Raw genomic sequence first — 22,942 nt, 5'->3', positions numbered from 1 at the left:
CCATTTGCTTACACATCTATGAACAACTCTTTCAAAAAAAATACCGCTTCAACTGAATCATACCACTGGCTGTGGTATGTACAAGAAGACCGGTTTCAATTACCCCGTCCCTTTTCATCACGTTATTTAACCGGCCTGAACGGCAACACTGTCTCTTTAAAGGATTGGTGCCTTCTATTTATTCAAAATGATAAGGACTATATTCAAGATCAACTTCTCCGATTTAAACATGGAAATGGCGAATCGACGCTATCTTTTTCAGGATACATCAAAGATGCAACCGGGGAAAGAGTAAAAGCTCGCTGCTCGGGTCAAGCTGTTGACTTTAAAGATGGAAGGCCAACCCTTGTATCCGGCCAAATAGAGCTTGACTACATTAGGCATCAGCTTGAATCAACCTCCCATAACGATTCCTACCTGCTTAATCAAATCATGCAGGGTTTTCCCTACAGCATTTTCTTTAAAGACCTCCAGAGCCGTTTTACAAAAATAAGCACCGCATGTGCGTCCAAATTCGGGTTGAACCACCCTAATGACGCGATCGGTAAAACAGATTTTGATTTTTTTGATGATTCTCATGCCACAGAAGCATACCGGGACGAACAGCAGATCATAAAAACAGGTAAGCCTATACTCGACAAACGGGAAAAGGAAGTTACATCCGGTTCAGCCCCCACAACCTTGTGGGCCTCTACAGCTAAACTGCCGCTATATGATTACGAAAATAATATTATCGGCACGTTTGGAATCACAAAAGATATTACTGAGCAAATTCGCGCTGATGAAGCCCTTAAAGAAAGTGAGGGAAAATACCGTTCTATTTTTGAAAACATTTATGATGTGTATTACAGGACCAACCGACACGGCATTGTAACAGAAATAAGTCCGTCTGTCGAAACTTTTTCCGGTCATAAGAGGAAGGATGTAATTGGCCACCCAGTTTCAAATTTTTACTACTATCAGACTGACCGGGAAAAACTTATAGAGTCATTAAAAAAAGACCGTGTTGTCTCCGATTTTGAGGTCAGAATGGCAAATGCGAAAGATAAACTTATGTATGCGTCTGTCAGCGCTAAAATCGTAACTGACGATTCCGGTGGCTTGATTGCTGTGGAAGGAATTATGCGTGATATCACCGAGCGAAAGCTCACTGAACTGAAGCTCAAGAAAACCCATAACTTTTTCGATCAGATTCTAAATAATACCAGCGAGGGGATCTATGTCATCAATTCCAACTACGAATATATCTATTGGAATTCCATGATGGAAACGATCAGCGGAATGACACAAGACCAGGTACTGGGTAAAAACCCCTTCGAGCTGTTTCCTCACGTCAATCATGAAAAACTAACCCACAAGCTGAAAAAGGCGATGTCGGGTCAAACTGTGAAGTCTGCCGATTATTATTTCGAAATTGAATCGTCGGGTAATAAAGGCTGGGCCCATGCATACTATACGCCGCTTCGCAGTGAAGACGGCAATGTTGATAATGTGCTCGTTGCAATTTCCGATATATCGGAGCGAAAACAGGCTGAGGAGAAACTTCGCAAGAGTGATGAAACGCTAAAGAAACTCTCACAGCAGGTACCCGGCGCTATTTACCAGTTCCAGCAGTTTCCGGATGGATCGTCATGTTTCCCGTTTGCGAGTGAGGCGTTTAATAATGTTTATGAGCTGAAGCCTAAAGAGGTTCTACATGATTCTAAAAAGGCGATTGACCGCATCCATCCGGAAGACCTGAAGTCTGTAGCCGCTACCATAAACAAATCTTTTAATACGCTTGAACCATGGGAGCACGACTACCGGGTGCAGCTGCCTGAACGAGGGTTAAGGTGGCTGAGAGGCCGGGCCCGCCCAGAACGGCAAGAAGATGGCAGCGTTATCTGGCACGGCTACCTCACCGATATTACCGAGAAAAAGCAGCAGGAAAACGAGCTCAACGAAACACTGAATATCGTGAGTGATCAAAATACCCGGCTGCTTAATTTTGCCCATATCGTATCGCACAACCTCAGGAATCACGCCGGCAATATTTCGGCGCTTCTGTCGCTAATTGAAACCGAGACCTCTGAAGAAGAAAAAGTACAGCTCTTCAACTATCTGAATATGGCCTCAACCCGGCTGAATGAAGCAATAAAAGATCTCAATGATATTATAGACCAGCAGGCGGGTTCATCGAAGAACATTAGCGATGTAAACATATTTGAGTTCTTCAGTAAAATCCGGGAAATTCTTGCAACAGATATCATTGTGCACAATGTGAAATTTGATACTGATATTTGTGACGATTCAACGATTCAGTATAACCCGGCCTATCTTGAAAGCATCTTATTAAATCTAATTTCGAATGCAATCAAATATCGGCATTCTGAAAGGGATCCACTCATTACACTCTCTTTTAAACAAACGGATATGGGCCCATTACTAATCATTCGGGACAACGGACAAGGAATAGACCTTGAGAAGCACCGACAAAGCCTGTTTGGTATGTACAAAACATTCCACGAGAATGAAGACTCAAAGGGCATCGGGCTTTACATCACAAAAAACCAAGTAGTAAGTATGGGCGGCTCCATAGATGTAGACAGTGAGGTTGGAAAAGGAACGACGTTCAAAATTCTTCTTGCCTGTGATCTCTCGCGGATTAAGCAGGAATCTCGTTAATTTCCATCCCTCATCTTACTCTACAGATATCTCAATCTCATCAGATATAACCTCGTCATCAACCGCATACAGCTGGTGGGAATTTGTGGTAAGAGTCACCCTGATGGTGTATTCACCCGGCGGCAACGGCCCTATATGCGTATATCTGCCGTAAATCCGGTCCACTTTTTCATCGTTAATATAAAGGTGGGCGTGACCTTCTCCCGGCTCATGCGGCAGTCCTACGGATTCAGGGACAAACGTAAAGTTTTCCGTTTCAACCCGTATATTCCAGCCCGTGAGGCGATCTTCAGTCGCAAAGATATCTACCGTCGGCGCTGATTCCTCATCCGGAACATTAAGCACTGCCTGTTCTTCAGCTACCGGACCGCTTTGCGTTTCGTACTGGTGCCAGGCGCCCTGCGTGTACCCCACCATCAGTACGGCGAGAAGTACAACAAAATTTACGGCGCCAAATGCTGTCCGAAGGCTCATTTTATCGTGAAAGGTGATTGGGGCCTTGTATAGCTTTCCGGGGCCCTCTAGAAGAAATACAATAAGCGCGCCGTGAGCAAGCGTGTGGCCAATAACTTCCACCTTACCAAACACCAACGTAGTTGAAAAAAAGACGAGCGTGATTACCAGGGCAAGCGGGCGTTGCAGCAGGCAAATGATCAAAAGGTACCCGAGGGCAAACTCTACGAATGCGGCACTCATCAGAAAAAAATCCACGTCGAGGCCGAGCGTTAACTGAGGGTTTTGTTCAAGTATATAAAGCGCCCATTGCGGGTAAATAATTTTTTCGATTGCCAGCCAGCAGAGCGAAAAACCAACTGTGGCGTAAAGTACGGGCAGCCGGCTCTCCTTTATAACTGCGTTTTGTGACTGACTTACCATCAAAAAATAACCAGCACCTGCAAAAAGAAGGTGATCGAGCATATGAAACATCCCATACTGAAAAATGGCAAACACGTAGAGAACAATTATTCCGGCGCCGGAATATTTCACAAGCCGGTCGAACAGCAGCATAAAGGCCAGTATAAATTGTGCCCACCCTACCCACGGGGCTGTGACAGGGAGTTCGGGAACGAGAATGGCATCCCCCTGCCAGGATAAAAGCAGCGTAGCGCCGGCCACAATTCTCATAATCAACAGGCTATTGCCCTTTCGCTCCTGGAGCCACCCGTCAATGGTTTGATACAGCGGCCACGACTGAAGTTTCTTGTCAAGAAATACCATTGCTGCAATCACCACCATGCTCAATACCGTCAAAAAAATAAACAGCGGGCCGACTGCTTCGGAGAGTGTCAACGGCTGGTCATTGAAACTGAAGTCAGCAAACCATTTCACATGGCCAGAGGCAGTTATGGCGGTGCCGAACAGTAAGATGAAAAGGAACAGATAGGTTTTCTTTTTTAGTATTATTTTCATGCCGACGGGGTTGTTTGATGAATACATGAAACTAACAGATACGTTTGAAGGGGCATTCACAGAGCGCCTATTAAATTTGGACGTTTTCTGATTCCATCAAAGAGGAAAAAAATATTTATATAACTTAAAGCAGTACCCAGGCCAAAAGCTGAATGGTGATGAGTCCCGTCACTCCCATAATCAGCGTTGCCACAGTGTGCGTTTTAAGGGCTGTTGATGTATCCATCTCAGAAAATTTTGAAACAACCCAAAAATAGCTGTCATTTACATGAGATACAGTAAGAGAACCAGCTCCAATTGCCAGCACAGCGAGGGCCAGTCCATTAGTTGAATCCAAACCTAACGATTCAACGAGGGGTGCACAAATTGCTGCTGCCGTAATGATGGCCACCGTTGATGATCCCTGGGCTGTTTTCAGGAATGCGGCGATCAAAAATGGAATCAAAACACCGAGTCCGTCAATTGATGCAAATTGTTCAGCAAAGTCACTCAGGTTCGTTTCCCGTAAGACGGCTCCAAACGCCCCGCCTGCACCGGTAATCAGAATGATAGAACCGGCTTTATTTAACCCCTCTTCCATCCACTCAGTCTGAATCTTTTTCTGTCCGCCTGTTACCATAAAGAAGGCAGTTCCAACGCCAATCAGCAGAGCAATAATCGGATCACCTAAAAAAACGGCCGCATCAAACATTGTTCCATTTCCAAAAGGACGAGAAGGGAGTTCCGCAACAGATTTTAGAGCGATCAGAACAATAGGCCCGAGGATTGGGGCTACAGCTATTTTAAAGGATGGCAGCGGTCCACTCATTTCGGGTTCATCGATGGTTTGCTCGTATTTAACCGGGTATCGGCCGCAAACTGTCACCGCCCACAATAGAGCTGCCCCCATAACAGGCACTGACACGATGAGCCCAAGGATTAACACCCTGCCGATATCAGCGCCAATAGTTGCAGCTGCAGCGAGAGGACCGGGCGTGGGCGGTACAAACACGTGGGTGGCATACAAACCCGTCGCTAGTGCAACGGCTAAAATGGTTAGTGGGATTTTTGTTCGCTTTGCGATGGCTTTACTAAGAGCGGAAAGCACAATAAATCCGGAATCACAAAACACAGGTATCGACACAATATACCCGGTCAGGCTCATTGCCAGCGGCGAGTTTTTCTCCCCAACTTTTTCGAGAATGTTATGAGCCAGCACTTTCGCGCCGCCGCTCCGGTGGAGATACTCTCCGATGAGAGCGCCGGCAGCTATAACAATACCGATGCTCCGCAATGTTGACCCGAATCCTCCTGCAAGAGAATCAATAAGGACAGAGGTGCTGAGCTGAGCCAGAAACCCGATAGCTATTGCGCCCAGCAGAAGGGCAAGAAACGGGTGCAGATTCCACCGGGCTGTCAGCCACACGATGATTGCCACAACGAGCAAGAGCCACAGAAATATGATCACTGTTCACCCGGTTTCATAACATTCAAGTTTTATAAAATTAGACGATTCTGTTTATCGCCTGACTTTTCACATCAACTGAGGTTTCGCGTTTACAGCTCTCTGATCCAGATATTACGAAAGCTTACAGGATTACTGTGATCCTGGAGCACAATGGGTAGTTTTTGAGGATGTGGACTGTATTCAGGCAAGCCAATATATTCCGTTGGGCCTTCGATCTCAAACCGGTGATGGATAAGCACTCCGTTATGATGTACCGTTACGTAGGCCGGTTTGATTAACTCACCGTTATCATCAAACCGCGGAGATTCGAAAATGATGTCATAGGTTTGCCACTCACCCGGGGCTTTGCTGGCATTTACAGCGGGCGCTTTTTGTTTATATACAGAACCAGCTTGGCCGTTACTATAGGTTTCATTATCCCATGAATCAAGCACCTGCACTTCGTACATTTCCTGCAAAAACACACCGCTGTTCCCGCGGCCCTGGCCATCACCCTCAATCTCTTCGGGGGTTCTCCATTCAATATGAAGCTGTACGTCTCCAAATCCGCGGCGTGTTTTAATATTACCTGAACCGGGCACTACCGTCATGGCTCCATCTTCAACTCGCCAGGCGGCGTTTCCCCCATCATCAGCTGCACTTGTCCATTCATCAAGGTCAGTTCCATCAAACAGTACAATCGCATCAGAGGGAGGTGCTCCCGTCTCTACAGAATATTCAACAGGGGTCCAATCTTCTGTGAGTTCAGGCTCCCATTCGGGTCCGTTAGATTGTGCTTGTACGCAGGGCAGGCCTGCGGCAAATAGGATTAGTGTGGAAAAAACCAGGCTTATGAATAATTGTCGGATCATGAATACAATGGGTTCTATTTCTGATTTCTGTTAGTTGTTTAATCGGCCAATCAGTAAGTCATCAGAACAACTAACTCGTCAAGATCAGTTAAGGTTATATGGTCCTCCTTAGGCGGATTCAATATAAGTTTATTTTTCACTTCTGCATTTTTTTTGTTTTTACACACGCCAAGAGCCGTTTCCCCAAATTGAGATGCGATGTATGCTATCTCTTGAAATGTGTAGTTCCCCGGTTTGATGTCATACCGCACAGGATCTCTAAATTCAATTTCAGCACCACCTACTGTAAATAACTCTGTGTAAATTGACTGTAATTCGCGCCTCAACGCTACCTGAGCCAGAAGATGACTCATGATGATTGGGCTAACAATCATCTCTGTTCCTTTTCCTCCTATCAACGAGCTGTTATCGGGGTTTGCCAGCTCTATTAATATTTGGGGCCGTTTGTCACTCCCTTGCAAAATTTCCTCAAGAAGCACTTTTCCTACAATGGTTCTCGCATCTGCTTCTTGCGTATCCTCCAGTATTGAGCTGCTTAAAAAAATAATGTGATCATAAGATCCCGGATCTACCTCACGGAGCTGCGCCTCCACTATATAATCTGCTTCGATGTATGTACATTCTACATTTGAAACAAAACCGCCATGATGGTGAACTATTTTTTCTCGTTCCTTCGCTGATAGAACCGATACCATTGTGACGTCAATTTTTCGGTCTTCGTAGCTTCCAAATTCACTGATCAGAGCCGGCAATCGGTTATTCCAGCCCAAAATAAGCAGCCGTTTATTCTTTTTGACCGGTGCTTCCAGCGATGTTTTTTTACTCCCGGCAACTTTTGGATCCTTCAAAGCTGTATGTTTCTTTACGTTTAAAACCGGGTCAGTATCGGGGTATGTATTCGCAAGCAGTACAATCCGGTCGGAAGACATGATTTCTGTAGCATCAGACACATTCAGCCGTGGTGTAAACGTCGATTTCTCTGCGCGCACCAGTCCCATCACCACCGCATTCGGAAACATGTGCCTTGTCTCAGCGATGGATTTACCGATCAGAGCAGGATGTTCTCTGGTATATAGGTCTGATTTATTCCCACGAGACAGCAGGCCTTCATACACTTCAGACAGGCCAACATGCCTCACATTTTGAGCAATCAGACGGCTGATGATTGAATCCCCGGAAATGATTTCTATGGGCCCGGGATAGGCCCGCCGTGCCACCGTCAGTTTTTTTTCATCTTGTATTTCGGCTACCACGAACGGCAGCTGAGCTTTATCCTTAATTTTTGGATTGCTGCTTAGCGACAGCAGTATTTTAATCGTTTCCACATCTGCCGATACAAGGTCCTGAAACTTACTGTTATGACTAGGTATAATTATAGCTGATGCGTTGTAACAATCCACCCGAAGCAGATGCTCCATTTGCAGCGGATCACCCGTTCTGAATATGATTTCATCGGCCCGTTTGCCAATCAGCCGGTCAGCCTTCAGAGTTCGTGTAAGCTGGGCTGACGAATTTTCGGCCAGTATCACAAGCTTTAGCTTCCGCTCACCCAACCTTGCAAGGAATCGTTTCATCTTGCCTACTGATTCAAAAAATTCGACCACAATCGGATGTGTTCGGTTAGTCCATCCCAATATTACGATGTGATTTTTTACGGCAACCGGCGTTAATCCCTGTTCAAGCTCTTCCATTTTACTTTTCAGCCACTGGGTCATAATAGCAACGAGAGCGCCAAGAAATACCACATAACCGCTGACCGTCAGAAATGTAGAAACCACACGCAGGAAGGTCCCTTCATCGTCGCCAAGGTAGCCCGGGTCTGTCAGGCGTAAAAAAGCCCACCAAACTGATTCACCAAATCCCCAGTTGGGTTGGCCAATTGAATAAGCAAATATGCCGCCGATTAGTGATATAAGCCCAATGAGTGCAACAACAGCCAGCAGCTGATATTGAGCTCCCTTCACAAATTGCCGCTCAATTAAAAACCGAAATGGATTCGTCAGTCTAAATTTTGATTCTTTCATTCAGCAGATATCTCTATATGTAATTCTTTAATGGCTGATGTTACGATTTTTGATTCTAAATTCTGAATGAAATGAATTTCTGAAGAGACTCACGATTATACCGGTTATCCATCAGTCTTGTGTAAGTTCAGCTCTGAACCTCGGTTCCCCGTTTCGCTCAAGGTAATAAGTAAACGAATTGTCTTCAATTTCCATCATCCAGACGTTGGTTTCCGCTTCCGGTATCATCTCTTTGGTGGTGTCGTCTGCTGCAAAATATTGGCGCGTTGCGGTTCCTTCATCAGTAGCAAATCCGCCGTAATTTGTGACCTCATGGGGTGTACCGTCCTGATCCCGATGATCATGACGCAGATGGAGCCCGTCATCTGTACGGCTGATTACCCACGTACGGGAGAGATCACCACCGGCATTCAGTGCAATGCGGATCTCTTCTTCAGTACATGTTTGAATAGTAGCAACAAGATTTACACCCACTAATTCATTATCAGGGTCTTCGGGATAAGTAGCCTGACCTGAAAATGTTTCTCCACAACGTTCAAATAGATTCGCAAAAAATTCTCCCTGAACTGTTTCTGCTTCAACTTGCGGTGTGATATCTGTCTGCTCTCCGCCACAGGCCGATACTAAAAACATTAATATTACAACAACGTGAATTTTTTTCATCTTGATAGTGATTTAATATTTGAGATTAGATTAAAAATTACAATTCGGGGGGTTAAATACAAATGATGTATTTTAAGTAAGAGCTTTGCAAAACCATGATTTTGCCAAACGTCATCTTCATCGAACCAAGATAGCATCCCCAGATTTTACAAAGCCCTATTTAACCGATAGAAATGAATTTACAGAATAACTTTATTTGATGAGCAAAGAAATAGAATCATATAAGCTTGGTAATGTACAGGTTGTCATTTCAGAAACCGATCAGCCCAATAAGCTTCAGGTTGATTGCAACGATGGAAACTATCATTCCGAATTTACGGTGCGCCGCTATGAATATGAAAACTATAAACGCCACATGAATCAGAAGATCACAATTGCCTACAACAAACAGTATGAGGAGTGAAGTGAGTTAATTGAATTGTGGAATCGTGAGATTTTTGAATAGATGAGAGATTCCAAATCCGATTCAGATTTTTCCAACAGTTCTAAAGTTAGATAATTCGACTCGAACACAGTGAGCTCCTGGCATAGTCCGATTCACGTGTCGAATTGTGGAACTTTAGAACTGTTTGAATGGTGACACTCCAACCTGACAGCACCCACTGGATCTGTCAGCGTTGGAGTGCGTTGTCGCCGACCTGCCTTCAAAACCCTCTCCCTGCGTCGGCAAAAACGCACTCCGCATGGAAAGGGGCGTCATAATTGGTCACTTGCAAGACCGCGATCAGCTGGCTGTTGATGAGTTGCTGGCAGAGTCCATTCATGGCAACAAGTCCATAATTGAACATAGCATGTCTATTCAACCTCATTATTCAGAACTATCTCTAAACTGGTTTTGATACCGACCCTTGAAACATAGGTAATAGATATGCCATGTTTCACGGCGCCATCGCCCGGGTAAGACGACAACCAACAAAATTTGTGAATTGGTAAATACCTGTAGTCGAATCAGGGAATCAGAAGATTTTTAAATTGACTTAAATTCCTAATCCTACATCGAAAGTTCTCGACAATTCAACAGTTCGACGGTTCAATAAAAAAGACCCGCCCTGTTCGAACGAGTCTCTATTCTGTAAAACGAAAAAATAGCCTTTACCTATAGGAACAGCGGAAGCAGCGTCAATGCCACGATACTCATCAGCTTAATGAGAATATTAAGTGACGGACCGCTTGTGTCTTTGGCCGGGTCACCAACGGTATCCCCTATCACAGCTGCCTCATGAGCTTCTGAGCCTTTTCCGCCATGTTCACCGGTTTCGATAAATTTCTTGGCGTTATCCCATGCGCCACCGGCGTTACTGAGGGCAATTCCAAGCATCATAGCTGTTCCAAGTGCACCAATGATCATGCCACCCAATGCCTGTACGCCAAGCGCGAGCCCCACAATAATCGGTGGGATGATAATCAGCAACCCGGGAACAACCATCTGTTTTAGCGCACTTACTGTACTGATATCTACACAGCGACGGTAATCAGGCTTGGTTTCACCTTTCAGAATGCCGGGCATTTCCCTGAACTGGCGGCGAACTTCTTCAATCATTTCAAAAGCGGCTCGGCTGACGGCCGTCATGGTAAGGCTTGTAAAAATAAACGGCATCAGCACGCCGAGAAACATGCCGGTGAGAACTTCAATATTCAGCAGGCTAATGACATCCAGCTGTGCACGGGTTGCAAATGCACTGAAAAATGCGAGGGCTGTAAGTCCTGCACTACCTATCGCAAATCCTTTCCCGATGGCTGCAGTCATATTACCGGCTGCATCCAGGGCATCTGTCCGTTCCCGAACTTCATCAGGCAGTGCAGCCATCTCAGCGATTCCGCCTGCGTTATCGGCTACAGGTCCATACGCATCAATCGCCAGGCTAATTCCAAGTGTAGAAAGCATGGCAACGGCTGCAATCGCGATTCCGTAGAAACCCGCCAGTGAATAACTGGTAAACGCAACAGCGATAAGCACAAGCATAGGTATAGCGGTGGACATAAAGCCTAAGCCCAGCCCTTCAATAATATTCGTCGCCGCTCCGGTTTCGCACGATTTTGCCAACCGCTGAACCGGTTTGAAATGTGCACTGGTGTAGTATTCAGTAGCAAGTTCTATAACCACACCCGCGCCAAGTCCCGTAAAGACCACCCAGAAAAAAGTAGACGCACCGAAAAACAAATCTGCAAGAAACCAAGAGCCGATCAATACCATGACTACTGAAGAAAGAAAACTGTTTCTCAACGCTTTCTGAAGCGTTTTTTCATCATTTGCACGAACCAGAAGCATTCCTATAAGCGAAGCAATAATCCCCAGGGTACTCAGGGCAATTGGGAAAAAGACGTGCGATTCCGTCAGTACAAAGCCAAGCGCCATCGCTGCAATCATGCTACCTACATAGCTGCTGTAAAGGTCGGCACCCATTCCGGCAATATCACCCACGTTATCGCCCACGTTATCTGCGATCGTTGCAGGGTTTCGGGGATCATCTTCGGGAATACCCTGCTCAACTTTTCCTACAATATCAGCGCCCACATCGGCCGCTTTTGTATAAATTCCTCCGCCTACACGGCTGAACAACGCGATGGTAGACGCGCCAAAGCTAAACCCAAACAGAGAGAGAATAATAGATTCAAGGCCGATGGCTCCTGTTCCGATATAAAGCAGGGAAGTGAGTCCAAGCAGGCCGAGACCCACAACGGCAAGCCCCATCACAGCACCACTGCGGAATGCAATTTTCAGAGCCCCTGACAGACTTGTACCTGCAGCGGCGGCTGTTCTGACATTTCCTTTCGTTGCTGCCCGCATTCCAATAAAACCGGCAGTTGCACTTAGTGTTGCACCAATGGCGTAGCAAACGGCTGTCCAGGCACCAAGGAAGTACCATAGCAAAGACGCGATTATAACTGCAAATATTGCAAGTGTACGGTATTCACGGCCAATAAATGCCATCGCTCCTTCGGATATTGCCTCGGCAATATTTTGCATTTGTTCGTTGCCGGCATCGGCTCTTGCGATTGACAGGTAGATGGTAACACAGCCGATCAGGGCGATGACCGCCATAGCTGCTCCGATAATAATAGTTGTCATATTCGTTTGGTTGATTCTTTAAAATTAGCCACTTGTTATTACGCGCTCAATATAGTGATTCTAAAAGTCGGGGAAAGAAAAATTCTGTAACCCTCTATCTGTCTGTTTTTATTTATTTATACGCACTTGTTTTTCCTTAGCTTCTGTCCGCTACAATATTAGCATTGCATCACCGAATGAGTAAAAACGGTACTCATTTTGAATGGCATGTTTATAAATTACCCACATCTGATCTATTCCCGTAAATGCAGCAACAAGCATCAGCAGGGTACTTTTGGGTAGATGGAAATTTGTAATGAGGTGATCTACCGATTGAAATTCGTAACCCGGCGTGATGAAAATATCTGTCTCGCCGGAATTCGCCTTAAACGGCTCGCCCGGTCTGCGGGCCGACTCAAGCACCCGAACGCTTGTGGTTCCAACCGTAGTAATATCAGCTGCATTATTTAATGCCTCGGCCTGCTCCTTTGAGAGGCTGTACCACTCGCTGTGCATGGTGTGATCTTCAATTTTATCGGCTTTAACGGGAGCAAATGTCCCCAGCCCGACATGGAGCGTCACCTCTTGCTTTTCGATTCCCCGGTCTTTCAAAGATTCCAGCAGATCCGGCGTAAAATGAAGGCCCGCCGTAGGTGCCGCTTTACTTCCCAAATCTTTCGCAAACACGGTTTGGTAGCGATCAGCCAGTGATTCATTACGCTCGATGTAAGGCGGAAACGGGGTGTGTTTGAACTGCTCTACTTCTGGGTGATCGAGCGGATGACTGAGCTCAATGGTTCGAATGCCATCCTCTGCAACTGACACCGTGGTCGCTTCCAGCTCGTCTGTCAGCTGAACGGTTTTTCCCGGCTTAAACTTCTTTCCGGGACGCACCATCGCTTCTACCGTTTTATTGTTGATCGCTTTCGTCACAAATATCTCAACTTTTCCATCATTAAACAGCAGTCTGCATTTCTCAACCTTGCTGTTATTCACCACCAGGGTTGTGTTTTCCGGGAGGTAACTGCCGATATTGTAGAAATAATCATCAGTAATACTGCCCGTCCCCCGGTCATAAACAAGAAGTTTAGAATGATCTCGCGGCGTAGCCGGCTTTTGAGCGATGCGATCCTCCGGCAGGTCGTAATCGAAGTCGTTGAGCGTGTAAGACACCTGAAATAGTCGTTTTTAGTTGAGAACGGTTAAGCGCATAAGATAAGAAATGTAGTGGCTGGAAACAGTCTTGGTGTGCTCTAATATCATCAGGTATTCCGAGAGACATTGATCCTTTATCAGCAATCAAAACAGAACATTTATAACTGCTTTTCTTGTTATTTATCTCGAAGCTAATTGTACAGAAAGTTCACCTATACCGGTCGGCGAAATTGATAAGTGCCAAAAATCCTATCCATTTAAAATGTGTATCCAATAGTAACCGAATGAGGAATAAGATTATTGATCGTTGAGTAAAAACAGGGTCAGGAAATTTCAGCATCCATAGAACCGATAACTTTATCCAGTTCATTTCTCAAATCAGGGATAATTTACTCAATAGTATTCCAAACCGCATTCAAATCTACACTCATATAATTACGTATCAGCTTATCTCTCATACCAGCCATCTGTTCCCAGGGAATATAAGAATATTTCTCTCTGGTTCGGTTCGAAATATTTTTGGCAGCTTCTCCAATGATTTCGAAGTTCCGTACAACAGCATCCTGTATCAGCCGGTTCTCTTTAAATTCGTCTCGATGAATTTGATCGGTATACTCAACAATCTGATCAATAGAATCAATGATATGGAGAACGTAGACTTTGTCACTTTTCATTTTCTAATAAATCATCCTTATGATTTAAAATATACCGTACCTCTTGCTTTACCATGGGGCGAATATACCGATTCAGAGAAGATTCTGTGACCAGATCTACTTTGACGCCTAACAAATGACTTAACTCATCTTCCAAAGCCACAAGTTCGAGTAGATTGATATTTTCCAGATCCACTAACAGGTCTAAGTCGCTACTTTCAGTTTGTTCACTGCGGGCCCGGGAACCGAAAACACCAATTTTTTTTGGCTTATAAGGCGAAAGCGTTTGAATAATTATATCTTGTTCTTTTTGGGTAATCATAAAAAAATATAAGAAATTATTGGTGATAATTTCTGAATTGCATAATAACGATCATGCCTTAGCTACAGTAGTTAGAGGCATAGTATCTCGTTCAGCATAGCATATCGTAATTTTCTGGCTCAATTAGCCCCGTTTGAGTCAGATAACATATTGGGGATGTGCATAAAATATCTATGCCTTAATATTGCTCAGCTATGAGGAGGGTAAAATCACGTATACTTCGCAAAGCGTTCAAAGATATAATGTCCAAACACAAGCAGTCGGTTTTATTCTACAGCCACACCCAGCAACCTCTTCACCTGCTCCACAATCCCGTCTGGCCCAATGCCCACTTCATCATGAAGCTCTCTCTGGGTGCCGTGTTCAACGATGGCGTCGGGGACGCCCATAATTTTGACAGGAACAGCCGCTCCTTTTTCGGCCACACATTCGGCGACAGCCGATCCGAACCCACCGATTTTGGTGCCGTCTTCAATGGTGATGATCCGGCTGTAGTTTTTGAGTACGTTATCAATCATATCAGTATCCAATGGCTTGGCATAGCGCATATCAAAATGACCGATGTTGATGTTTTCGTCTGCAAGGGCCTCGCCTGCTTCAACTACATAATTACCGATCGGGCCAAAGCTCAGTATTGCAAGGTCATCTCCCTCTTTGATGATCCGCCCTTTGCCAATCTCAGTTTTTTGGAAGTCATCGCGGACATCCATCCCGGTTGACCGCCCTCTCGGGTAGCGGATTGCCCAGGCGCCGTCGTTATAATCAGACGATGTATACATCATGTCGCGGAGCTCCTGCTCATCCATCGGTGATGAAACAATCATATTGGGGATCGCCCTTAGGTAAGAGACATCATAGAGTCCGTGATGAGTAGGACCGTCTGCTCCCACAAGTCCCGCCCGGTCAATGCAAAACACGACCGGCAGTTTTTGAATGGCTACATCGTGGATTACCTGGTCATATGCGCGCTGTAAAAATGTTGAATAGAGAGCCGCAAATGGCTTTTTGCCTTCAGCCGCCAGTCCGGCTGCGAATGTGACCGCGTGTTGTTCAGCAATGCCTACGTCAAATGCCCGGTCTGGGAATGTGTTCATCATCGGCCAGAGGCTGGATCCGCTTGGCATGGCGGGAGTCATGGATACGATATTTTCATTTTTTGCCGCCAGTTCAACCAAGGCCTCACCAAACACATCCTGGTATTTCGGTGGCTTATCAGTAGCGCCTGATGGCTTCACAAGAGACTTACCGGTAATCTTATCAAACGGGCTGCTTTGTGCGTGCCATTTGGTCTGCTCACGTTCAGCCGGTGCAAAACCTTTTCCTTTTACAGTAACAATATGAAGCAGCTTTGGCCCCGATACTTCTCTCAGGTCCTCAAGATGCCGTCGCAGTGCATCTACATTGTGACCGTCAACGGGACCATAATATTTAAACCCAAGCGCCTGGAATAGTGCTCCTGGTGTAATGGCGGCTGTTGCTGCCCGTTCCAGCTTAGATGCAACTTTCCGCATCTTTTCACCGGCGCCTTTCAGATGCCCGAGAAGATCATAGATCTCATCCCGCATCTTGTTGAAAGTCTTCGTCGTGGTAATCTCTGCAAGGTACTCTTTGAGGGCGCCCACGTTCGGGTCAATCGACATGTTGTTGTCATTCAGCACAACCAGCATATCCGATTTAAGTGCGCCGGCATTGTTCATCGCCTCAAATGCCATGCCGCCGGTCATAGCACCATCGCCTATTACCGATACAATTTTTTTATCTGATTTGTCGAGGTCCCGCGCTATCGCCATGCCGAGTCCGGCAGAGATAGACGTACTGGAATGGCCTACTCCAAATGCGTCATATTCACTTTCGGAGCGATTCGGGAAGCCAGACAGTCCTTTATATTTACGGTTGGTATGAAATTCTTCGCGCCGGCCCGTCAAAATTTTGTGCCCGTACGCCTGATGCCCCACGTCCCAAATCAGCTTGTCCTTCGGGGTGTTATATGTGTAATGCAGCGCAACAGTGAGCTCAATCACGCCAAGGCTGGCGCCAAAATGGCCGCCATGAACCGATACCATATCGATGATAAATTCCCGAAGTTCGTCGCAAAGATCCTGAAGCTGTTCAGGTTTTAGTTTTTTCAGGTCGTCCGGAGAGTTGATATTACCAAGGAGGGGCCCCGGGATCGGTTTGTAGCTGTCCATATTGGGATAATTATTTCTTCTTCTCTATCTCTTCAATCTTGAGCTCGGCGTTTTCAAGCGTTTTGCTGCAGATTTTAGATAGTTTTAAGCCTTCTTCGTAGAGCTGAACCGATTCTTCAAGTGTAATGTCTTCGTCGTCCAGCTTTTCAACAATAGCTTCCAACTTTGTTAAAGCCTCTTCAAAGCTCGGGCGTTCCTCTTTCGTCATTTTTATCTGCTGTCGTTTCAAGATAGATCTGTAGACGGAAACTTAATTCGTACTTATTGTTCCCGTTTAATGGTTTCACCATCAGACGTAAATATAAGGGCTCCTGATAGGCTTGTGAAATAATTTTTTGCGCCAGTCCCAGCCAGATACGTAACCGCCTCGCGATTTGGATGCCCAAAACGATTTTGAAACGCAACAGATGTCGCTGTTATCTCAGGAGTTGCATAATTTAAAAACCTCGGCGATGAGCTGGTTTTACTGCCGTGATGTCCTGTCTTAAGAAAATCGATATCTAAAAAATTACCGTATCGTTTTGCAAGTGTACGTTCCTGGGCCGCTTCAGCATCGCCCGTAAACAAAAATGACGTTTCTCCGTAATCAAGCCTGAACGAAAGCGACGAGTTGTTCACATTTCCTGATTTGGCTGTGGCTGCATCCGGACCAAGAATAAACAACCGTACGGCTGGATCTACATCTATTATACCACCAGATTCCGCATAGTGAACCCGGATGTTCGCAGAGTCCGCCAACGACATATAGCGCTCATAGAGACGCGAATCGTACTCATAGTCACTTTGATATATTGTGCGGATTGGTATTGATTTGATGAGATCCGGCATTCCACCAATATGATCTGCGTGTGGATGAGAAAGCATCACTGCATCAAGTTTATCAACTTGTTTATATTCAAGATATGGAATAATTGTTCTCTCGCCGCTGTTACCACCCGGCGACCATCGCCCTGCATCAACCAAGATATGTTTTCCAGATGGTGTTTCTATATGAATGGCATCTCCCTGCCCTACATCCAGCATTGTGAGCGTGAGCTTGTTCTGATTCCATTCCTGAATGAACAGATCCATCAGCATGATATTTGCGGCCCCAAGAAAGAGGATTGACAGCTTCCAGCGTAGCCGGGGAATTCTGAACGATGCTACTGTCAGCACCAGGCAGAGCCATACGGGGAAAATCCACAATGATAGATCTGCGACTGATAAATAGCTCCAGCTTGTCCCGCCTGCGTTGTTTGCAACTTCCCCAATCCAGCGTAACGACCACCCAATTGGAATTGAAAAAAGTGATGCGGCGTCACCAAACCATGGGCCTGCAACAGATAAAAGAAGCCCTGCAGGAACCACAACGCCCAGCAGCGGCACAACCAATGCATTCGCAACTGGCCCTATTACAGAAAATTCACCAAAATAAACTGCCAGAATGGGAAAGAGTCCTGACTGCACCAGCACTGATATTAGCACAATTGTCATCAAGCCGCCTTTCCAGTTGTACCTGTATCGAAGAGGGATGAGTCGCTGTGCTTCCGGCATGATCAACAATATGATGAGTACGGCAGAGAAGGACAGTTGAAACCCAACATCAAAAAGTTCAGACGGATGAATCAGTAATAAAATGAGAGCGGCGACTGCCAGCAGATTAACTGAATGCCGCAATTTTTGAAACAATTTTCCATAGGTGAGCAGCCACGCCATAATCGATGCCCGGCTTACAGACGCGCTGAATCCTGTAAGCCCGGCATACCCGATAAGTATCAGCGTGAGTATTATGACACCAAGATATTTACCCCAGGTCCAGCGCCAAAGCCATGGAATCAGCAGCCAGAACGGAGCCACAATAAACCCCACGTGCATACCGGAAACCGCCATAATATGAGACAGTCCCGCTCTTGAAAACGCCTGGCGCGTCTCCCCGGTTAACTCTTTTTTGTAGCCAATAAACAGCGCCTTGGCAAGTGATGCCTCATTTTTATCAAATAAATCATCAATTGTAGAACGCACATGTTGCCTGATGGTGATCCAACCAAGGCTTCTGCCTGATTCAGAATGTATCACATATTCCAGCTCACCGTGTGCAACAATCGACCGGCTGAGTAACCAGCTGCCGTAATCAAACTCGTGTGGATTCCGTTTTTCGGGAAACCCGTATAACCTGATCTGTGCTTCAACAGATTGATGACTTTCGGGAATTAGCGGGTCTCCATCATTACCGTAAACTCGAATGGTGTATAGTTGAAGCCAATTTATCACATCAGGAAAGTGTGTTTGCTTTACATTGACCTCGTATACATTCCGTCCGCCAGAGCTTTTGCCGCGGGACTGAATCTCTCCCTGAATAGTTATGGTTTCCCACTCATAGAGCTGTAACGGGGCTGTTTGGGTTTGATGCAATTCCTGCTTGTACTGCTCGGCTGACATCAATCCGGCTCCAAAACAGACTGCCATCATCGAATATAGGATAATGGTCAGAGTCGATTTCCAAAGTTTAAGATGTGAGTTCCGGCTAAACTCAATCACGGCCCAAGTGATAAACAGGGCTGTGAAAGTAGCGAGATATGTGGCTAAAGAGATTCGACTGCCTGAAAGATGGGCCAGAATAATGCCGCCTATAAGCAGCAAAGCTACTCTCAACGCCGGGTAAGATGCAAAAGGAAAGTGGTATGTGGAATGTTGGCTCATTAACTGTATGAACCAAAAACAGGCGTTACCTTACACGATTAGTTCGATTATAATTAAGTGTAAAATACGCTGAGGCTTTCCAAAAAGGGTCTTTATTAAAGAACTATGCAATCAATGCCGTCATACCGGACCCTGATCCGGTATCTCCTGTCCACATCAGCGATTGGGGATCCCGTATCACGTACGGGATGACGCCCTTTCCGGACAGCCTTCCGGGGATGGTAGCCTTAGGTTTTGAGTTCAAATTCAACTCAGAACCCTTTTTTAAACCACCCATAATTTCTCTCCTTGATAAAGAGGGGATTTTAATAAATACTACTTATTAGTCATCGTCCTGAACGCCCAGCTTTTTACACAGCCGTCCTAATTCTTTCTTTTCTTCCTCGCTGAGCACGGAAAACTCCTCTTTAATTTTCTCAAGATGTTTGGGAAAAAAGTCCTCAATAAACGATTCTCCCGTTTCCGTAAGGTGAATGAGTACGGCGCGGCGATCATTGGGATCTTTCTCTCGTTTCACGTGGCCCGACTTTTCAAGGTTGTCGATTACCATCGTAATGTTCCCGCCGCTCTTTAACAGCTTCTCACCAATCGCCCGCTGATTAAGCGGCCCAAGGTGGTGCAGCACCTCCAAAACACCAAATTGGCTTACTGTCAGATCCGCCTCAGACAGGTGACGGTTCAGTCGATTGTTCATCGATTCAACCGATCGCATCAGTTTGATAAAGGCATTTAGTGTGTTAACATCACTTTTTGATCCTTGAAAATGTGTGCCCATCGGTAGATTATTTATTTATTCCGCGTAAAAGGGGTTCATTTGGTGCGCAATACATATTAGAGGTATCATTACCTGCTAATTAATTTTGCGTATTTTCGTTTACCAACCTTTAAGGTGTATTCATCACCCTCGTTAAATGTAAGCTCATGGTTGATGTCGCTCACTTTTTCATCATCAACAGACACGCCGCCTTGCTTAATCAGGCGCTTGGTTTCGCCGTTACTTTGAGTCATATTTGCTTCCGAAATAATATCAAGCAAGCGGACTGAAGTGCCCGGTTCAAATTCTAATTCCGGCGCATCATCGGGTATTTCTTTATTTACAACCGTCTGTTCGAAGTACTGACGCGCACTTTTAGCCAGCTCTTTGCCATGATACATACGCGTAATTGTAAACGCCAGATCGTGCTTGGTGTTGCGCGGATCTTTTGCTGCCTTTTCTCTTATCTCGGGTAGCTTTTGTGTTGCAATGTCTGTGACCAGCTCATAATATCGGTAAATCAATTCATCGGGGATCGATAGTACTTTGCCGTACATATCATTAGGTTCCTCGCTGATCCCGATATAGTTATCGTACGACTTGCTCATTTTAAGTGTGCCGTCTGTTCCTTCCAACAGCGGCATCATCAGGCAAACCTGCGGATCCTGCCCGGCGTCCCGCTGAAGGTCTCTTCCAACCAATAAATTAAATTTTTGATCTGTTCCGCCCAATTCAACGTCAGATTTCAAATGAACAGAATCCTGCCCTTGTGCAAGTGGGTAAAGAAATTCATGAAGCGAGATTGGCTCATTATTGTTGAACCGTTTTGAGAAATCATCCCGCTCGATCATTCGGGCAACCGTAAGCTTTGAACTCAGTTTTATGACGCCCTCAAAGGTTATCGGTCCCAGCCAGTCTGCATTGTATACAATTTCGGTTTTTTCGCGATCAAGAATTTTACCGGCCTGGTCGAGATAAGTGGCGGCATTTTCCTTGATATCTTCAGCCGATAGCGACGGTCGCGTTTTATTCTGACCGGTCGGATCACCAATCAAGGCTGTAAAATCACCAATTATTAATATAATATGATGCCCAAGATCCTGAAACTGGCGCATTTTCCGCAAAATGACCGAGTGCCCCAAATGGAGATCAGGCCGGGTAGGATCGCACCCAAGTTTTATTCTGAGTGGTGTATTGGTTTTACGCGATGTTTTTAGCTTTTCAATCAGCTCTTCCTCCGGGACAATTTCCACGGTTCCGCGTTTTATAATCGTAAGCTGCTTATCAACTGTGGGAAAACTCATAGTATTATTCAAAAAATGGATTATTTCGTATTGGATTATCTTCCTGTATAGTCTCTTCTAGCGTTTCTATGAATCCTTCAATATCTGGAAACACAGACGAAACCATATTAAACGTAGCGGGAGCGAGGGGAATCACGTAGGGGTAACAGAGTGAATTGTCGCGTGTTTCATCAGCCGGCATATTCAATCCGGCAAACAGCCATAAAAAGCCGCTCACCACAATCGCAGATTTAATAGCGCCAAAGCAAAGGCCAGCCAACCGATTAATAATATTAAGCTTAATTACCTCTAAAAACCTCCGGATCAGGTAGCCGATCGTCTGTACAATGGCGATGGTTCCGATGAAAAGCGTCAGCCCCGCGACAATTGCCGCTGTATCCGGACTGGTAAAAAATGTTTCAAACGCGGCCGACACCGGCTTCATGTAGGCGAACGTAATGAAAATCCCCAAAATAATACCAAGTATGCTCAAGACTTCCTGGATAAATCCTGCCAAAAAACCTTTATAAGCAAAATAGCCGATTGGCAGCAGGATAAGAAAGTCGAGGATGTTCATTCGATCAGGACAGTTCCTCTTTTACAACTCTGCTTACCATCGATCCTTCGGCTTTGCCTTTCAGCTTGCCCATCATCACGCCCATTACTTTCCCCATGTCCTGCATACCTGATGCCCCAAGTTTTTCAATTTGGGTCTGAACTTCAGCTCGCACTTCGTCCTCGTCCATCATTTCCGGCAGGAACTCTTCAATAATTTCAAGCTCCTCTTTCTCTTTTTCAACAAGATCATCGCGGCCACCCTCTTCGAACTGGTCGATCGATTCTTTTCTCTGTTTGGCAGCCTTCATCAGAACTTCGATAACTTGCTCGTCCGACAGTTCAGACTCGCCGCCTTTACGCTCACTGATCTCTTTCTCCAGAATTTTGGCCTTCAGCGAACGCAGTACACGCAGCCGGTCGGCATTCTTCTGTTTCATTGCAGATTTCAGTTCATCAAGAATTGATGCTTTGATACTCATATCGAATGGGTTTAGAAGGTTTCAGAAATCAAGAGCAAAAAAAAAGGCTCCACTCCATTTAATATAGGAATGCAACCTTACACAATCGCAGGGAAAATAACTTATCCCCGGGTATTTTTGATGTATTCCTGTACATCAGCCTGGTCCATCATCGTCTCGCGGTATGCATACTTGCCGCGATCGTTCAGCGTGGCAACAATAACTTTCGCCATTTTTCGCTGTGATTCTTTCAGCGCTTGCGCTTCTTCACCAAATGCTTGTTTCTTAGCCATAATATTTTACCTATTTAATTTCTTTATGGACGGTGTGTTTTCTAAGTACGGGATTGTACTTTTTGAGCTCAATACGCTCGGTGGTATTTCTCCTATTTTTGGTCGTTACATACCGTGAACTTCCCGGTTTCTCGGTGCATTCAAGGATAACTTGTATTCGATTACCTTTTGCCATTGTTCTATACCTCTTTTAGTAATGTACCTTTCTTTCTCGCTTCTTCAAGCACAGCAGAAATTCCCTTCTTGTTAATCGTTCTTAACGTCTTTGCTGACACCTTTAGTGTTACCCATCGGTCTTCTTCAGGAATATAAAATCTGCGTTTCTGAAGATTAAGCTGGAAACGGTGCTTCGTTTTATTGTTCGACTTGGAAGATCTATAGCCGTTTAAAGCGCCCTTCCCTGTAATATCATCTTTTCGTGCCATAACAACTTTTTTCTCATTTTTAGATAGACCCCAAAAATAGCGCTATATCTTTATAATTTCAATAT

General features: G+C 45.3%; 23 protein-coding genes. 3 read left to right on the top strand and 20 right to left on the bottom strand.

Annotated elements, in window-relative coordinates:
- Positions 1–18 precede the first annotated feature (18 nt).
- Positions 19–2,664, top strand: coding sequence for a PAS domain-containing protein (locus AABW11_RS06440; RefSeq protein WP_340103972.1), 2,646 nt, complete (start codon positions 19–21; stop codon positions 2,662–2,664).
- A 15-nt stretch (positions 2,665–2,679) separates the two neighbouring features.
- Here AABW11_RS06440 and AABW11_RS06435 read toward each other — a convergent pair whose 3' ends face one another.
- The 5 genes from AABW11_RS06435 to AABW11_RS06415 form a co-directional block, all read right to left on the bottom strand.
- On the bottom strand, positions 2,680–4,074 hold the full coding sequence (locus AABW11_RS06435) for a hypothetical protein (RefSeq protein ID WP_340103971.1): 1,395 nt from the start codon (positions 4,072–4,074) through the stop codon (positions 2,680–2,682).
- A gap of 124 nt (positions 4,075–4,198) precedes the next feature.
- A complete protein-coding gene (locus AABW11_RS06430) occupies positions 4,199–5,521 on the bottom strand; it encodes a GntP family permease (RefSeq protein WP_340103970.1) in 1,323 nt (440 codons plus the stop codon).
- An 89-nt stretch (positions 5,522–5,610) separates the two neighbouring features.
- Positions 5,611–6,372, bottom strand: coding sequence for a 3-keto-disaccharide hydrolase (locus AABW11_RS06425; protein WP_340103969.1), 762 nt, complete (start codon positions 6,370–6,372; stop codon positions 5,611–5,613).
- A 50-nt stretch (positions 6,373–6,422) separates the two neighbouring features.
- Positions 6,423–8,396, bottom strand: a complete 1,974-nt coding sequence (locus tag AABW11_RS06420; protein WP_340103968.1) for a CASTOR/POLLUX-related putative ion channel — start codon at positions 8,394–8,396, stop codon at positions 6,423–6,425.
- Positions 8,397–8,507: 111 nt separating this feature from the next.
- Entirely contained in the window at positions 8,508–9,059 is a 552-nt protein-coding gene (locus tag AABW11_RS06415) for a hypothetical protein (protein ID WP_340103967.1), read from the bottom strand.
- A gap of 199 nt (positions 9,060–9,258) precedes the next feature.
- On the opposite strand from AABW11_RS06415, the gene AABW11_RS06410 reads away from it, so the two are divergent.
- Both AABW11_RS06410 and AABW11_RS06405 read left to right on the top strand, forming a co-directional pair.
- Positions 9,259–9,462: a hypothetical protein gene (locus AABW11_RS06410; protein ID WP_340103966.1), complete on the top strand. Its 204-nt coding sequence runs from the start codon at positions 9,259–9,261 to the stop codon at positions 9,460–9,462.
- A gap of 280 nt (positions 9,463–9,742) precedes the next feature.
- Positions 9,743–9,898, top strand: coding sequence for a hypothetical protein (locus AABW11_RS06405; RefSeq protein ID WP_340103965.1), 156 nt, complete (start codon positions 9,743–9,745; stop codon positions 9,896–9,898).
- Between the two features lie 257 nt (positions 9,899–10,155).
- Here the strand turns inward: AABW11_RS06405 and AABW11_RS06400 are convergent, their stop codons facing one another.
- The 15 genes from AABW11_RS06400 to rpmB form a co-directional block, all read right to left on the bottom strand.
- The gene (locus tag AABW11_RS06400) at positions 10,156–12,129 is read right to left on the bottom strand and encodes a sodium-translocating pyrophosphatase (protein ID WP_340103964.1); all 1,974 of its coding nucleotides are present in this window, start codon (positions 12,127–12,129) and stop codon (positions 10,156–10,158) included.
- Between the two features lie 150 nt (positions 12,130–12,279).
- A complete protein-coding gene (queA, locus tag AABW11_RS06395; RefSeq protein ID WP_340103963.1) occupies positions 12,280–13,281 on the bottom strand; it encodes a tRNA preQ1(34) S-adenosylmethionine ribosyltransferase-isomerase QueA in 1,002 nt (333 codons plus the stop codon).
- 371 nt (positions 13,282–13,652) lie between these two features.
- Positions 13,653–13,937 (bottom strand): HepT-like ribonuclease domain-containing protein, encoded by a 285-nt coding sequence (locus tag AABW11_RS06390; RefSeq protein WP_340103962.1) that lies wholly within the window; start codon positions 13,935–13,937, stop codon positions 13,653–13,655.
- Complete coding sequence (locus AABW11_RS06385) at positions 13,927–14,238, bottom strand: nucleotidyltransferase family protein (RefSeq protein WP_340103961.1); 312 nt, start codon at positions 14,236–14,238, stop codon at positions 13,927–13,929. The genes AABW11_RS06390 and AABW11_RS06385 overlap by 11 nt, the downstream gene beginning before the upstream one ends.
- Before the next feature lie 266 nt (positions 14,239–14,504).
- Entirely contained in the window at positions 14,505–16,427 is a 1,923-nt protein-coding gene (gene dxs, locus AABW11_RS06380; RefSeq protein WP_340103960.1) for a 1-deoxy-D-xylulose-5-phosphate synthase, read from the bottom strand.
- Positions 16,428–16,437: 10 nt separating this feature from the next.
- Positions 16,438–16,635, bottom strand: a complete 198-nt coding sequence (gene xseB, locus AABW11_RS06375) for an exodeoxyribonuclease VII small subunit (protein WP_340103959.1) — start codon at positions 16,633–16,635, stop codon at positions 16,438–16,440.
- 53 nt (positions 16,636–16,688) lie between these two features.
- Positions 16,689–19,106 (bottom strand): DNA internalization-related competence protein ComEC/Rec2, encoded by a 2,418-nt coding sequence (locus AABW11_RS06370; protein ID WP_340103958.1) that lies wholly within the window; start codon positions 19,104–19,106, stop codon positions 16,689–16,691.
- A gap of 103 nt (positions 19,107–19,209) precedes the next feature.
- On the bottom strand, positions 19,210–19,350 hold the full coding sequence (locus tag AABW11_RS06365) for a hypothetical protein (RefSeq protein ID WP_340103957.1): 141 nt from the start codon (positions 19,348–19,350) through the stop codon (positions 19,210–19,212).
- Positions 19,351–19,428: 78 nt separating this feature from the next.
- Positions 19,429–19,881: a MarR family winged helix-turn-helix transcriptional regulator gene (locus tag AABW11_RS06360; RefSeq protein ID WP_340103956.1), complete on the bottom strand. Its 453-nt coding sequence runs from the start codon at positions 19,879–19,881 to the stop codon at positions 19,429–19,431.
- Positions 19,882–19,949: 68 nt separating this feature from the next.
- The gene (tyrS, locus tag AABW11_RS06355; RefSeq protein WP_340103955.1) at positions 19,950–21,164 is read right to left on the bottom strand and encodes a tyrosine--tRNA ligase; all 1,215 of its coding nucleotides are present in this window, start codon (positions 21,162–21,164) and stop codon (positions 19,950–19,952) included.
- 4 nt (positions 21,165–21,168) lie between these two features.
- Positions 21,169–21,720: a CvpA family protein gene (locus AABW11_RS06350; RefSeq protein WP_340103954.1), complete on the bottom strand. Its 552-nt coding sequence runs from the start codon at positions 21,718–21,720 to the stop codon at positions 21,169–21,171.
- Positions 21,721–21,724: 4 nt separating this feature from the next.
- A complete protein-coding gene (locus tag AABW11_RS06345) occupies positions 21,725–22,180 on the bottom strand; it encodes a GatB/YqeY domain-containing protein (protein WP_340103953.1) in 456 nt (151 codons plus the stop codon).
- A gap of 101 nt (positions 22,181–22,281) precedes the next feature.
- Positions 22,282–22,452, bottom strand: a complete 171-nt coding sequence (locus AABW11_RS06340; RefSeq protein WP_340103952.1) for a DUF4295 domain-containing protein — start codon at positions 22,450–22,452, stop codon at positions 22,282–22,284.
- A 10-nt stretch (positions 22,453–22,462) separates the two neighbouring features.
- The gene (rpmG, locus tag AABW11_RS06335) at positions 22,463–22,627 is read right to left on the bottom strand and encodes a 50S ribosomal protein L33 (RefSeq protein WP_340103951.1); all 165 of its coding nucleotides are present in this window, start codon (positions 22,625–22,627) and stop codon (positions 22,463–22,465) included.
- A gap of 4 nt (positions 22,628–22,631) precedes the next feature.
- Positions 22,632–22,877: a 50S ribosomal protein L28 gene (rpmB, locus tag AABW11_RS06330; protein WP_340103950.1), complete on the bottom strand. Its 246-nt coding sequence runs from the start codon at positions 22,875–22,877 to the stop codon at positions 22,632–22,634.
- Positions 22,878–22,942: the final 65 nt, after the last annotated feature.

The sequence above is a fragment of the Rhodohalobacter sp. 8-1 genome (assembly GCF_038150125.1).
Taxonomy (GTDB): Bacteria; Bacteroidota; Rhodothermia; order Balneolales; family Balneolaceae; genus SW132.
Note: the sequence above shows the minus strand (reverse complement) of the source record. Positions and strands in the feature narration are given on the sequence as shown.

Coding starts and splice junctions, on each gene's coding strand:
- dxs (WP_340103960.1), bottom strand. CDS start 16,427: ATGGACAGCTACAAACCGATCCCGGGGCCCCTCCTTGGTAATATCAAC.
- rpmB (WP_340103950.1), bottom strand. CDS start 22,877: ATGGCACGAAAAGATGATATTACAGGGAAGGGCGCTTTAAACGGCTAT.
- AABW11_RS06405 (WP_340103965.1), top strand. CDS start 9,743: ATGGAAAGGGGCGTCATAATTGGTCACTTGCAAGACCGCGATCAGCTG.
- AABW11_RS06410 (WP_340103966.1), top strand. CDS start 9,259: ATGAGCAAAGAAATAGAATCATATAAGCTTGGTAATGTACAGGTTGTC.
- tyrS (WP_340103955.1), bottom strand. CDS start 21,164: ATGAGTTTTCCCACAGTTGATAAGCAGCTTACGATTATAAAACGCGGA.
- AABW11_RS06390 (WP_340103962.1), bottom strand. CDS start 13,937: ATGAAAAGTGACAAAGTCTACGTTCTCCATATCATTGATTCTATTGAT.
- AABW11_RS06340 (WP_340103952.1), bottom strand. CDS start 22,452: ATGGCTAAGAAACAAGCATTTGGTGAAGAAGCGCAAGCGCTGAAAGAA.
- AABW11_RS06440 (WP_340103972.1), top strand. CDS start 19: ATGAACAACTCTTTCAAAAAAAATACCGCTTCAACTGAATCATACCAC.
- AABW11_RS06370 (WP_340103958.1), bottom strand. CDS start 19,106: ATGAGCCAACATTCCACATACCACTTTCCTTTTGCATCTTACCCGGCG.
- AABW11_RS06360 (WP_340103956.1), bottom strand. CDS start 19,881: ATGGGCACACATTTTCAAGGATCAAAAAGTGATGTTAACACACTAAAT.
- AABW11_RS06345 (WP_340103953.1), bottom strand. CDS start 22,180: ATGAGTATCAAAGCATCAATTCTTGATGAACTGAAATCTGCAATGAAA.
- AABW11_RS06350 (WP_340103954.1), bottom strand. CDS start 21,720: ATGAACATCCTCGACTTTCTTATCCTGCTGCCAATCGGCTATTTTGCT.
- AABW11_RS06385 (WP_340103961.1), bottom strand. CDS start 14,238: ATGATTACCCAAAAAGAACAAGATATAATTATTCAAACGCTTTCGCCT.
- AABW11_RS06400 (WP_340103964.1), bottom strand. CDS start 12,129: ATGACAACTATTATTATCGGAGCAGCTATGGCGGTCATCGCCCTGATC.
- AABW11_RS06425 (WP_340103969.1), bottom strand. CDS start 6,372: ATGATCCGACAATTATTCATAAGCCTGGTTTTTTCCACACTAATCCTA.
- AABW11_RS06415 (WP_340103967.1), bottom strand. CDS start 9,059: ATGAAAAAAATTCACGTTGTTGTAATATTAATGTTTTTAGTATCGGCC.
- AABW11_RS06420 (WP_340103968.1), bottom strand. CDS start 8,396: ATGAAAGAATCAAAATTTAGACTGACGAATCCATTTCGGTTTTTAATT.
- rpmG (WP_340103951.1), bottom strand. CDS start 22,627: ATGGCAAAAGGTAATCGAATACAAGTTATCCTTGAATGCACCGAGAAA.
- AABW11_RS06435 (WP_340103971.1), bottom strand. CDS start 4,074: ATGAAAATAATACTAAAAAAGAAAACCTATCTGTTCCTTTTCATCTTA.
- xseB (WP_340103959.1), bottom strand. CDS start 16,635: ATGACGAAAGAGGAACGCCCGAGCTTTGAAGAGGCTTTAACAAAGTTG.